This is a genomic window from Cognaticolwellia aestuarii, assembly GCF_002000025.1.
Classification (GTDB): Bacteria; Pseudomonadota; Gammaproteobacteria; order Enterobacterales; family Alteromonadaceae; genus Cognaticolwellia; species Cognaticolwellia aestuarii.
In genome coordinates this window covers 43722-57097 of the sequence record NZ_MUZV01000004.1, presented here as the reverse complement: position 1 = coordinate 57097, position 13376 = coordinate 43722, and the positions used below count along the sequence as shown (strand labels likewise).

General features: G+C 39.6%; 12 protein-coding genes. 9 read left to right on the top strand and 3 right to left on the bottom strand.

Translation table 11 applies throughout. The features are described from left to right. The first annotated feature begins 9 nt into the window (after positions 1 to 9). Together nirD and B0169_RS07170 are read left to right on the top strand one after the other, a co-directional pair. Positions 10 to 399, top strand: a complete 390-nt coding sequence (gene nirD / locus B0169_RS07175; protein ID WP_077285293.1) for a nitrite reductase small subunit NirD — start codon at positions 10 to 12, stop codon at positions 397 to 399. 59 nt (positions 400 to 458) lie between these two features. Continuing rightward, entirely contained in the window at positions 459 to 3245 is a 2787-nt protein-coding gene (locus B0169_RS07170) for a nitrate reductase (RefSeq protein WP_235838508.1), read from the top strand. A 98-nt stretch (positions 3246 to 3343) separates the two neighbouring features. Here B0169_RS07170 and B0169_RS07165 read toward each other — a convergent pair whose 3' ends face one another. From B0169_RS07165 to lolB, 3 genes are all read right to left on the bottom strand, one after another. Further along, on the bottom strand, positions 3344 to 4291 hold the full coding sequence (locus B0169_RS07165) for a ribose-phosphate pyrophosphokinase (RefSeq protein ID WP_077285292.1): 948 nt from the start codon (positions 4289 to 4291) through the stop codon (positions 3344 to 3346). 124 nt (positions 4292 to 4415) lie between these two features. Further along, a complete protein-coding gene (gene ispE / locus B0169_RS07160) occupies positions 4416 to 5276 on the bottom strand; it encodes a 4-(cytidine 5'-diphospho)-2-C-methyl-D-erythritol kinase (RefSeq protein WP_077285562.1) in 861 nt (286 codons plus the stop codon). 10 nt (positions 5277 to 5286) lie between these two features. After that, positions 5287 to 5901, bottom strand: coding sequence for a lipoprotein insertase outer membrane protein LolB (gene lolB / locus B0169_RS07155; protein WP_077285291.1), 615 nt, complete (start codon positions 5899 to 5901; stop codon positions 5287 to 5289). Positions 5902 to 6179: 278 nt separating this feature from the next. Between lolB and hemA the strand changes: the two genes are divergently transcribed. The 7 genes from hemA (at position 6180) to kdsA (ending at position 13218) form a co-directional block, all read left to right on the top strand. Further along, positions 6180 to 7448, top strand: a complete 1269-nt coding sequence (hemA, locus tag B0169_RS07150) for a glutamyl-tRNA reductase (protein WP_077285290.1) — start codon at positions 6180 to 6182, stop codon at positions 7446 to 7448. A 336-nt stretch (positions 7449 to 7784) separates the two neighbouring features. Beyond that, entirely contained in the window at positions 7785 to 8873 is a 1089-nt protein-coding gene (gene prfA / locus B0169_RS07145; protein ID WP_077285289.1) for a peptide chain release factor 1, read from the top strand. Then, positions 8873 to 9769 carry a peptide chain release factor N(5)-glutamine methyltransferase gene (prmC, locus tag B0169_RS07140; protein WP_280522516.1) on the top strand — a complete coding sequence of 299 codons (897 nt, stop codon included), beginning with the start codon at positions 8873 to 8875 and terminating at the stop codon, positions 9767 to 9769. Before prfA ends, prmC begins: the two co-directional genes overlap by 1 nt. 18 nt (positions 9770 to 9787) lie before the next feature. Then, complete coding sequence (locus B0169_RS07135; RefSeq protein ID WP_235838507.1) at positions 9788 to 10162, top strand: SirB2 family protein; 375 nt, start codon at positions 9788 to 9790, stop codon at positions 10160 to 10162. Positions 10163 to 10196: 34 nt separating this feature from the next. Continuing rightward, the gene (locus B0169_RS07130; RefSeq protein WP_077285287.1) at positions 10197 to 10997 is read left to right on the top strand and encodes a SirB1 family protein; all 801 of its coding nucleotides are present in this window, start codon (positions 10197 to 10199) and stop codon (positions 10995 to 10997) included. Positions 10998 to 11079: 82 nt separating this feature from the next. Continuing rightward, entirely contained in the window at positions 11080 to 12342 is a 1263-nt protein-coding gene (locus B0169_RS07125) for a DUF819 family protein (RefSeq protein ID WP_077285286.1), read from the top strand. Between the two features lie 33 nt (positions 12343 to 12375). Further along, positions 12376 to 13218, top strand: coding sequence for a 3-deoxy-8-phosphooctulonate synthase (gene kdsA / locus B0169_RS07120; RefSeq protein ID WP_077285285.1), 843 nt, complete (start codon positions 12376 to 12378; stop codon positions 13216 to 13218). Positions 13219 to 13376: the final 158 nt, after the last annotated feature.

Here is a 13376-nt window from a genome sequence, read left to right as displayed (position 1 = left end):
GAAAAAAATATGTCGTTAAAAACAGTAACCCAATGGCCAAGTTCATTAGAAGATCAGCAATGGCAAACGGTTTGTCAAATGGAAGATTTGATCTCAAATTCAGGTGTATGTGCGCTTTTGGAGCAAAGCGATAAAACCGTCGTTGATGAACAAGTTGCTATTTTTCACTTGCCAGATACAGAGCAACAAGTCTACGCCATTGGTAACTATGACCCTATTGGCAAAGCGAATGTACTTTATCGCGGTATTGTTGGCAGTATTGGTGAAAATCTGGTTGTCGCCTCACCATTATTTAAGCAACACTTCTCATTACAAACTGGTCAGTGCTTACAGCAAGACATTAGTGTCAAAAACTATCCAGTACGCATTATGAATCAGCAAGTTCAGTTGTTGGTTTAAGCTTATTAACGAGTTTTCTAAGTCGCGTAGGTCATATAATTAATACGTAAGCAGGTATTGTGAAAACACAATGCCTTTGGGGGATAATAGTGCAAGCTGAGCAAATCATCGAAAGTACCTGTGCTTATTGTGGCGTCGGTTGTGGTATTGATATTACTAAGCAAAGTGAAAAAGCTAAAAAGCTGCAAGCTAGTGCTGATCACCCAGCAAATTTTGGTCGGCTTTGTGTTAAAGGTAGTAATTTACTTAATACTCTTGGCGATAGCGGGCGCTTACTTTTTCCAGAGGTAAAAGGTCAAAAAGTGCCTTGGATTGATGCTATTGAGCAAGTTGCCAAAGGTTTTGCTGATACCATTAAAAAATATGGCAAAAATTCAGTAGCATTTTATGTCTCTGGGCAATTATTGACCGAAGATTATTATCTCGCCAATAAACTCATGAAAGGTTATATCGGCTCGGGCAATATTGACACTAATTCACGGCTTTGTATGTCATCAGCGGTTGCTGCTTATAAACGCAGCTTTGGTGAAGATGTCGTGCCGTGTAATTATCGCGACCTAGAAACTACTGAGCTGCTATTAATCACCGGTTCAAATGCCGCGTGGACACATCCTGTTTTATTTCAACGTATTGAGCGAGCAAGAAAAATTAACCCTAATATGAAATTAGTGGTTATTGACCCGCGCGCTACAGCCACCAGTGTCGCGGCAGATTATCATCTTGCCATTAAACCCGGCACCGATGCGGCATTTTTTAATGGTTTATTATATTACTTATCTCTGCATGGCGGCTTAGATCAAAACTACTTAGTTGCCCATACTGAGGGAGGGGATGATGCTTTAGCCCAAGCATCATTATGGTCGATTGCGCGTGTTGCTCGTTATTGTGATATTGAACAGAGTCAGCTTATACAGGTTTATCAGTTATTTGTTGCTAGTGACTCAGCTATTACGCTGTATTCAATGGGCATTAACCAATCAAGTACTGGGGTTGATAAATGCCATAGCATTATTAATTGTCATTTAGCCAGTGGTAAAATAGCCAAACCAGGTTGTGGTCCATTTTCTATTACGGGGCAGCCCAATGCCATGGGCGGTCGAGAGGTTGGCGGCTTGGCTAATCAGTTAACAGCGCATCTTGATATTGACAATAAAGCACATCGTGACCATGTGCAAAGTTATTGGCAATCGCCTACCATGGTGAGCTCGGCAGGTAAGAGTGCGGTGGAGATGTTTGATGCTATCGAGCGAGGGGAAATTAAAGCCGTTTGGATCATGGCAACAAACCCTATGGTGAGCTTACCAGAGCGCGATAAAATTAAGCGCGCACTAACTCAGTGTCCATTAGTGGTGGTTTCTGATTGTGTTAGCGATAATGACACGTTAGCGCTTGCTGATATTAAACTACCAGCTACGCCTTGGTTAGAAAAAAATGGCACGGTGACTAACTCCGAACGTCGTATTTCTCGACAAAGAGCGGTGCAAGCACCGACGGGACAAGCTCGTCACGACTGGAAAATTATTGCGGATGTCGCTAACGCTATGGGATTTTCAGGCTTTGACTATCAGCATGTTAGCGAAGTATTCACTGAGTTTGCCGGCTTAACTGCTGTCAATCAACAGTCAAATCGTATTTTTGATATTTCCGGCTTAGCGAGTTTATCTCTTGAGGCTTACGATAAGCTCAAACCTATGCAATGGCCAATCAATAGAGATTATCCAACAGGTTGTTCACAAGTGTTTGAAAATGGATGTTTTGCTACTAATAGCCAAAAAGCACAGCTCTTTGCTGTTACGCCGAAATCCTCCGTACTAGTAACCAATACAAACTTCCCTTTTAGCTTAAATAGCGGTCGCTTAAGGGATCATTGGCATAGTATGACGCGCACCGGTTTAGCATATGAATTAACTCAACACACTACGAAACCTTACTTATATCTTAATTCACGAGATGCCGTTGCATTAGATGTAATGGAGAATGATATTGTAGCGATTCATTCAGCTTGCTCTGGTACTGAGCCGGTTCTGTTGCAAGTTCAATTTGACAATGGCATACGTGATAACGAATGTTTTATGTCGATTCATTGGAATGAACAATTTGCTTCACATGCTAATGCTAGCCGTTTGTACCCGAGCATTGTTGACGCTATATCTGGGCAACCGGAAAGTAAGCAAGTGCCGGTGGCAATTAAGAGTACTCGGTTCGAGCAATTTATAGAGTGCCATATTGATGATGCACTCTTAGCTCAGATAGATGTCAAGGCTGCAGTGAAGAATATTACTTTCTGGTTAAAAAATAAGACCAATTACGGCATGCAATTAAGCATGGCGAATAAAACCCCGATAACCGATCTGATGTTATGGTGCCAGCAGTTGGTTGATGAGAAAAGCAATCGAAAAATAGATGAGAAAGAAGACATAACATCAGCATTACCGTTAAATCTAGAGTGGCTGAGTTTTGGTGATGCCACGACACAGTACATTATTTTATTAGCGGATAAAAAATTACTTTTTGTTTGCTATGTTTCGAGGCATTGGCCTGTATTTGAAAGTGCTTGGCTACAGCATTTGTTCAGTAAAGGTATTCTAGAATTCAGTGATATACAAGCGTTGTTGCTTGGTCAAGCTAGCAGTGAATTTAGCCTAGGCAAGCAAGTTTGTTCTTGTTTTAATATTGCACAAAACACTATTGTTGATGCAATAAAGGCAGGTGCAGCAACAGTTGAACAATTAGGAGAACGCTTAAAGTGTGGTACTAATTGTGGATCTTGTAAGCCTGAACTTGCCAATATGATAACAGAGCATAGCCGTCATGCAGGGCTTAAGATAGCGACTGTATTGCCTTGACAGCATTACAGGTATGTGAATATTGTGGCCTAATGCCAAGATAATAAAAAGCACCCTAAGGTGCTTTTTTATGCATTGCAGAAGTTTGCTAAATTTGATTAAGCATCAAACATCGCAGAAATCGATTCTTCGTTACAAACACGGCGAATCGCTTCTGACAACATGCCACTTAGCGTAAGTTGGCGAACTTTACCAAGTGCTTTGATTTCATCTGACAGTGGAATTGAATCAGTTACGACCACTTCATCAATAACTGAATTTTTCAAGTTTTCTGCAGCGTTGCCTGAAAGTACAGGGTGAGTAGCATAAGCAAATACGCGCTTAGCACCGTGATCTTTTAACGCTTCAGCGGCTTTTGCTAATGTGCCACCAGTATCAATCATATCGTCAACAATGAAACAGTCACGACCTTTAACATCACCAATAATATGCATAACTTGCGCAACGTTTGCTTTAGGGCGACGTTTATCGATAATCGCAAGGTCAGCATCATCTAATAATTTGGCAACGGCACGCGCACGCACAACACCACCAATATCAGGAGAAACAACGACTGGATTTTCAATATTACGCTCTAACATATCTTCTAGTAAGATAGGTGTACCAAAAACATTGTCTACTGGTACATCAAAAAAGCCTTGGATTTGCTCAGCGTGTAAATCAACCGTTAAGACACGGTCAACACCCACACTTGATAAGAAATCAGCAACAACTTTCGCTGTGATAGGTACACGAGCGCTGCGTACACGACGGTCTTGACGTGCATAACCAAAATAAGGCATAACGGCAGTAATACGTCCAGCTGATGCACGGCGTAGCGCATCAATCATCACGATTAGTTCCATTAAGTTATCGTTAGTAGGGGCACATGTTGATTGAATAATAAAAACATCTGCACCACGCACGTTTTCGGTAATTTCAACACTAATTTCACCATCACTAAAACTACCAATCTTGGCTTCGCCTAAGGTGATGTATAAGCGATTAGCGATTTGTTTGGCCAGTTCAGGGGTGGCGTTACCCGCAAAAATCTTCATGTCAGGCACTGTCAGTTCCTCAGAAATTTTTGACATCTAAATTACGATACTGAATTAAACGGTAAGTTAAATATCAGCAAATTATTTTATTTTTGCCAGTTTTAGTGGCATATATATGAAATTTCATCCGAACTTAATTGTCGTTTACTGCTGCAATTACAGCATGTAAGGGCGATTGATTGAGTCCTTCTGCTACGAATGACTCTATGCCGTTTGGCAATAAAGATTGTACGTAGCACGCGTCTTGTTTAGAGCTAAAACGTGAAAATATACACGCACCAGTTCCAGTCATTTGAGACGGCGCGTATTCTACCAACCAAGCCAGTAGTTTGGCAACCTCAGGGTAGTGTTTTATTACCCAAGTTTGACAATCATTGTGATAATTTTCGATATCATCATCGCTATAACGTATAGCCGGTGTATCGCGAGTTAAATCTTCTGCGTTAAAAACACTTTGTGTAGAAATACTGCAATTAGGTTTGGCAACTAAATACCAATAAGTTTTTGGCGAAGCCGGTGTTAACTGTTCGCCGATACCTTGGGCAAAAGCCGCAAAGCCATGAACAAAAATGGGAACGTCAGCACCAAGTTTGACACCAAGTTCGGCAAGTTGCGTAATAGTAAGTTGAGTTTGCCAAAGAGCATTAAGTGCTAATAATATTGTCGCGGCATTTGATGAACCACCACCCAAGCCACCGCCCATAGGAAGTAACTTTTCTAGCTTAATGTCTACGCCCAGCTGACATTGACTGTGTTCTTGTAGCAGCACAGCTGCTTTGACGATTAAGTTGTCGCTATTGTCGACACCAGGGATAGGGGTTAGTAATGTGATCGCTTTATCTTCAGTGACCTTTAAATCAATGGTGTCATGATAGTCAAGAAATTGAAAAACGGTTTCTAACTGGTGGTAACCATTATCCATTCTACCCACAATATGTAAGAACAAGTTCAGTTTTGCTGGTGAAGGGAATGAATGAAATACGTGTTTATTCAAAACAACCTCGTTAAATATTCCATGAATGAATGGCAATCTTTATGCGTAAATTACCTTGTGAAATCGTCAGTTGCTTAGCTAATTGGTAGCGACCTATATGGTGGTATTGACTATATTTAATCAGCCATTTTTTATCATTGTAGTAACTGAGCAAAGACTCTGGTAGTTGTGTTTTTTCGTTGTATGTCAGTTTGTCGGTAGGCAAAAAGGCAATGCCTTTTAACCAATGACTCATGGCACGAGTTGGTAAATTTAAGCCCGTTAGCGAATATATTAAGTAGTCCAAATCTTGTGTTTGGTAGTATTCGCCATCGACTTCTAAGGTGAAGTTGTCTCGTTGTTGGTTCAGCTCCAAGACTTTAATGCCAAACAAGGTGGATAAGTTTAATGATTCTGTTTTTTCAGCTTCATCTTTTTGCCAATGCAGTGTTGCACTTTGACGTTCTTGATTGTTGATAAAAGCTATTTTGCCATTAATGGTCCAGCGTGTTAGTTGTGATATTTGTTTATTGCGACTGTCAATACCTTGGCTTGCTGTATTACTTTCAACAGGCCTGTCATTAATGCTAGTACAAGCACTTAATATACTGACAAATAATAAAACAATGAGAAACTTACTGCGCATAGCATTCCTGAATAATTCGGTTTAAAACCCGATTGTTTAAGTGAGAATAATAACAAATAACCAAAACATATGGGCAATCATTCATTCGGCACTTTCAATTTAATGTGATCTTTCGTAAAATTATCGCGATTTTTTGTCACAGATCATAGGTTTTTTTCATTGTCTGGCTGATAATAGAGCTAACCCGTTATTAGCTGCGTATAATGCGCACGAAGATAATTGGTTATTCGCAGCAGACTTTGCCTGCCATTTAAATTTTTTGGATTTAATATACTCATATGTCAATAGTTGCAGTAGGTATCAATCATAAAACCGCTCCGGTTGCCGTTAGGGAAAAGATCTCTTTTAACCCTGATAACCTGAGTATGGCGTTGCAAGAACTATTAGATTCAGCTGATTGTAAAGAGGCCGCGATTTTATCTACTTGTAACCGAACTGAACTTTATATCGTGCAAGAAGGTGATGTAGCGTTAACGCAAGAGCGTTTAGTGCGTTGGTTAGAGCAACATCATAATGTACCGGCTTCAATTATTACCCCAAGCTTATATTGGCATCAAGATCAGCAAGCGGTAAATCATATGATGCGCGTTGCTTGTGGCCTAGACTCATTAGTACTTGGCGAGCCGCAAATTTTAGGGCAAATGAAGCAAGCTTATAATCAAGCAAAAGCTGCTGGTTCTATGGCATTGGTGATGGATCGACTGTTTCAACGTACCTTTGGCGTTGCTAAGCAAGTGAGAACCGATACCGAAATAGGCGCGAGTGCAGTTTCAGTTGCTTTTGCTGCCGTTAACCTTGCCAAACATATTTTCGCTAGTTTAGACAAAGCGCGTGTACTCCTAGTCGGTGCAGGTGAAACTATTGAATTGGTTGCTAAACATTTATATGAAAATAATGTTGGTCATATTACTGTTGCAAATCGCACTATAAGTCGTGCTGAGAATATGGCCAAACAATTTGGTGCTGATGTTATTACGCTAGCACAAATACCAGAAATGATGGCCAATGCCGATATCGTGATCAGCTCAACAGGTAGTACCTTGCCCATTATAGGTAAAGGTATGGTTGAAAAAGCGTTAACGAAAAGAAAGCATCGTCCCATGTTTATGGTTGATTTAGCTGTGCCTAGAGATATTGAAGAGCAAGTTTCAGATCTAGAAGATGTCTTTCTTTATACTGTTGACGATTTACAAAATATCATTGCAAAAAATTTAGATAATCGCCGTAAAGAAGCCGTATTAGCAGAGGGCATTGTTTCAGAGCAATCAACAAGCTTTATGTCATGGCTTAGAGGCTTAAATACTCAGGATACGGTAATTTCTTATCGTAAACAGTGCCTAAAAAATCGTGATTTATTACTTGAAAAAGCGATGCAACAATTAGCCGCGAATAAAAAGCCTGAAGCGGTCATAGCAGAGCTTGCGACCAAACTTACCAATAAATTTATGCATGCACCAACCAGCGCTATTCAATCAGCTGCACAAGGCGGTCAGTTAGATAGACTGGTTTATTTACGCGATATTTTTGATATAGATAATCAAGCATAGTATGAATAAAGGCAGTTCTCTTTAAAGCGTAACGTGAGTTAAACTCCTTTTATCATCAACAGTGACCTTATTTAATCAGCCGGTAGAAATGGGCTGCTTAGCTAATTTAGTGTTGTTAAACTGGCCATCTCCCTGAGGCTTATGACTTGTCTAGCCTGTCGATATTGAATATTGTTCTGCACAACTTTAGTGCGATAAACCTAGCCCTCTATAGCTTTTAATGCTTCGCTGCGGTGAATTATTTATTCCATTTGTTATAAACTACTGCTAATTATCTGCTTAGTCGAATATAATGCGCGGGTAATTCATCAATTATTGACTATATAAGATCATTTAATGAATAAATCTGTTTACCAAAAACTTGAAATACTTGTCGAACGCTTTGAAGAAGTACAAGCGTTACTTTCTGATCCTGAAACGATTGCCGATCAAGAAAAGTTCCAAGCGTTATCGAAAGAATTCTCACAACTAGAAGTTGTTACTTCTGCTTTTCATGCTTATCAAGAAGCAGAAAATGATTTTGCTACCGCTGAAGAAATGCTTAAGGATGATGATCCTGATATGCGTGAAATGGCGCAAGAAGAATTCAAAGAAGCTAAAAAAGCTGTTGAGAACATGACCGGCGAACTGCAAATTTTGCTTTTACCTCGTGATCCAAAAGATGATAACAATTGTTTTGTTGAAATTCGTGCTGGCGCAGGCGGTGATGAAGCGGCTATTTTTGCTGGCGATTTATTCCGCATGTATAGCCGTTATGCTGAAAAGCAAGGCTGGAAAATTGAGTTAATGAACTCAAATGAGAGTGAGCAGGGCGGCTTCAAAGAGATTGTTGCTAAAATTAACGGCGATGGCGTGTATGGTCAAATGAAATATGAATCTGGTGGCCACCGTGTGCAACGTGTACCAGAAACCGAATCACAAGGCCGTGTTCATACCTCAGCTTGTACGGTTGTTGTTATGCCTGAAATTCCAGAGTCACAAGCAATTGAAATCAATAAAGCGGATTTAAAAGTTGATACTTTCCGTGCTTCTGGTGCGGGTGGTCAGCATGTTAACAAAACGGATTCAGCTATTCGTATTACTCATATCCCAAGTGGTGTAGTAGTTGAATGTCAAGATCAACGTTCACAGCATAAAAACCGTGCGCAAGCCATGTCAGTATTACAAGCACGTTTACAGCAAGCCGAAGATGAAAAACGTCGAAGTGCTGAAGAGTCTTCGCGTCGTAATTTAGTGGCTAGTGGCGATCGTTCTGAACGAATTCGTACATATAACTTTCCTCAAGGACGAATGAGTGATCATCGTATTAATTTAACACTTTATCGTTTAAACGAAATTATGGAAGGTAATTTACAATTAGTTCTTGAACCGATTATGCAGGAAAGCCAGGCTGACTTATTAGCAGAGTTATCTGAGCAAAATTAGTGTCTGAACCTGTATTAACACCATTGTTATCGCTTAAAAAATTATCATCGCTGACCATTGCTGAATTAATTGCTTTTGGTCAGCAGCTTTTGCTGCCTCATTCTGACAGTGCAAAGTTGGACAGTGAAATTTTACTTTGCTTTGTGATGAACAAACCGGCCACTTTCATCTTGACTTGGCCTGAGCATAAGTTAACCACCCCACAAACTGAACAGTTTTTAGCATTAATGCAACGCAGACTTCAGGGTGAGCCAATTGCTTATATAGTTAATATGCGTGAGTTTTGGTCATTGCCACTGCAAGTCTCACCCGCAACTTTAATTCCTCGCCCTGATACTGAAGTGCTCGTTGAGCTGGTTTTGAACCACCATCAAGATAAAGCACTCCGCTGTTTGGATTTAGGGACAGGCACTGGCGCTATCGCTTTAGCGTTAGCATCGGAAAAACCTGATTGGCAAATAGAAGCAGTAGATTACAGCCATGATGCGGTAGCGCTTGCCAAGAGCAATGCCGATAACTTGCAATTAACTCAGGTTACGATTTATCAAAGTGATTGGTTTAGTCAGGTAACTGTAAATAAAGGCTTTGATGTTATTGTCAGTAATCCACCATATATTGATGAGCATGATCAGCATCTGAACGAGGGTGATGTTAAGTTTGAGCCAAAAACTGCATTGGTGGCACCCGATAATGGTTTAGCTGATATTAAAATAATTGCCAGCCAAGCGCTTAAATTTTTAAAGCCGGGTGGTTTTCTGTATATTGAACATGGTTTTGAACAAAGTCATGCAGTACAAACCATTTTAGCTAATTTAGCTTACAGTAACATTCAAACAATAAAAGATTATGGTAATAACGACCGCGTTACGTTTGGTTGTTTTACCGATAAACAATAATAATTAATGGAGTTAACCGTGCTTAAACATTTACACATGACCGTTGCTGCGATCAGTATTTTACTTTTTACTTTTCGTTTTGCTTTAACCTTAGTTAATTCAGAAAAATTAACATTGAAATGGTTGAAAATCGCCCCACATATTATCGACACCTTATTGTTGGGGCTAGGTATTGCTTTATCGATTAAATTAGCGATAAACCCCGCTGAGCAATTGTGGCTAGCTGAAAAATTATTTGCTGTTGTTGCGTATATCTTTACTGGTTATTACACCTTAAAGCTAGCGCGTAATCGTACGATGCAAATTATTGGCTTTTTAGGTGCTATGGGCTGGGTAATGCTCATTGTTCGAATTGCGATGAGTAAAGAAACCGTATTTTTTGCCGGTTTATAGTAGAAATTCAAGATTTAATATTAATAGAGTATTCATGAACGATCTGTTGTTGTCAGAAATCAAATCTGAACAAAGTGAACTATTACAAACTTTTTTATTAGTAGAAGAGTATATTTTTGGTAAAACAATTACTGGTCAAAACGAAGTGGATGAATTAGTGCGTTATTGTCAAGCCGAAACGGACAAGGTTTCAGAGCCTGTAGAACGCGCAGAGGTGCTAATTAATGCTTTGTTTATTGATCAATTGTTTATCGATAAACAACAGCAATATTGGCCGGTTGCTTCACATCAAGTATCGTCAGCATTAGCCCATAAATTAATTTCACCCACTTTAAAAGCGGTGTTGATTGCGTATGTAGCTAACGCTTGTGATTGTCAGGCAGATATTGTTTTTGTGCCTGAAAAAGCCATGTTACGCATTGTTTGCGATGATAATTACGCCATTATTTTTGATCCTGTAACTGGTGAATCTTTGAATTGGCATGAATTAGATAGCCGAATGAATGAAATTTCTGGCGATCCGTTTGAAATTACCTTAGATACGATGAATCAAGAAAGCTTAGTGCTTGAGCATATCACGAGTTTAAAAACGGCATTTATACGAGAGCAAGCGTACGATAATGCGTTAAAGTGTGTTGATATGCTCTTGGCATTAAACCCAAATGATCCATTTGAACGTCGTGATCGGGGCTTTTTATTGCACCAGCTTGACTGTTTTAAAGTGGCATACGATGACTATCAGTACTTTGTTGAGCAATGCCCAAAAGATCCTTCGGCGCAGCTGTTAAAATTACAGTTAGATAAAATTTCAATTTCAGATACGGTATTACATTAATAAAATCAACGTAAACAAATACGAGAAGTGTTTTAACCATTATAAAAATAATAAATAAGCTTGAAAATTAAAAGGATAAATAATGCAAGATTCTGTTGTGGCTAACATGCCATTAATCACTAACGATGCAACCGTTCTCGGTATTTTAGCACTCATTTTAGGCCTAGTATTTTATACTTCTACTAGCAGTAATGCAGCCTGCCGTTCATTCTATAAATATGTGCCCGCATTACTTATGTGTTACTTATTACCTTCGTTGTTAAATACTTTTGGCATTGTTAGTGCTGATATTAGTCAAGTTGATGAAGTCGCAAAGTATTATTTGTTGCCTGCTTGTTTGGTTTTATTAACTTTAAGTATTGATATCAAAGCGATTGCAGGGCTGGGTAGTAAAGCCGTTATTATGTTTTTAACCGGTACTGTCGGTGTTATCATCGGTGGTCCATTAGCGCTACTTATTGTTTCAGCTATTTGGCCTGAATTAATTGGTGTCTCTGGCCCCGATGCTGTATGGCGTGGTATGGCTGCGCTTGCCGGTAGCTGGATTGGTGGCGGTGCTAATATGCTAGCCATGAAAGAAATCTACGGGGCTGATGGCAAAATATTTACTATCATGGTAACAGTAGATATTGTTGTGGCAAATATTTGGATGGCCGGGCTACTTTATATGGCCGCTAATCATAAGCGTATTGATGCCAAAAATGGTGCCGATACATCAAGTATTGACCGTTTAGTGGAAAAAGTAGAAGCGCATACCAAGGCTAATTCTAGAACACCAGAGCTCAAAGATTACATGTTAATATTAGCGGTTGGTTTAGGTGCTGCTGGTATGGCGCATCTTGCTGCTGATTATTTAGTGCCATTCTTTCAAAACAACTACCCTGATTTAAAGAAGTTTAGTTTACATAGCAAGTTGTTTTGGATCATTGTCTTAGTTACGAGTATTGGTTTGGCATTATCTTTTACCAAGGTAAGAAACTTAGAGTCAGTAGGGGCATCTAAAGTAGGAAGCAGCTTCCTTTATGTACTCGTGGCAACGATTGGTTTACATATGGACATTACCCAAATCGTCGAAGCACCTAAGTATATGGTGATTGGCTTAATCTGGATGGCGGTACATGTTATTTTACTATTCGCTGTTGGTAAGTTTATTAAAGCACCGGTATTTTATTTAGCTGTAGGCAGTAAAGCTAATATTGGTGGTGCAGCGTCTGCCCCCGTTATTGCGTCAGCATTTCATCCGTCACTCGCCCCTGTAGGTGTATTGTTAGCTGTTTTAGGCTATGCATTAGGCACATACATGGCATGGTTATGTGGTCAGCTATTAAGAATTGTCGGTAGTTAATGCACTAACTTATAAAACAAATTTGGAAATATTATGACAAAGCAATTAATTTCATTAGGCGATATTGAGATCGCAAACGATAAGCCTTTTGTACTGTTTGGTGGTATGAATGTGCTTGAGTCACGTGATCTTGCGATGACCATTGCAGAGCATTATGTTGAAGTGACACAAAAGCTCAATATTCCATACGTATTTAAGGCATCATTTGATAAAGCTAATCGCTCATCGGTTAGCTCTTATCGAGGCCCTGGCTTAGATGAAGGTTTGAAGATTTTTCAAGAAATAAAGTCTACTTTTAATGTGCCGATCATTACCGACGTACATGAACCTTATCAAGCGGCTCCTGTTGCTGAAGTTGCTGATATTATTCAATTACCGGCATTTTTAGCCCGTCAAACTGATTTGGTTGTTGCGATGGCAAAAACGGGTGCAATTATCAACGTTAAAAAGCCACAGTTTCTTGCGGCCCATGAAATGCGTCATATCATCAATAAATTTGCCGAAGCGGGTAACGAAGATATTATTCTTTGCGAACGTGGTAGCTGTTTCGGCTATAACAATTTAGTTGTTGATATGCTTGCGATGGATGAGATGAAAGATTACGCCCCAGTGATGTTTGATGCAACTCACGCATTACAGCAGCCAGGTGGACGTGCTGATTCTGCTGACGGACGGCGTGCTAAAGCTGCGCAGTTAGCTCGTAGCGGCATGGCATTGGGTTTAGCGGGGTTATTTATTGAAGCTCATCCTGATCCGTTAATGGCGAAGTGTGATGGTCCATGTGCCTTACCTTTAGATAAACTTGAACCTTATTTAGTACAAATGAAAGCTATTGATGAGTTAGTTAAAGGTTTTGAGCCATTAATTACTGGGTAATATAATAAACGCTAATACGATAACGAATTGATAAAAGGGTGCTAATTAGCACCTTTTTTGTTGGTGTAATACTTTGCTGTAAAAACATTATGGTTTATTTGCTATCAATATCGCAAAACTGGCGGTTTATATAGCCATCATGTTAATGCACTGTTTGA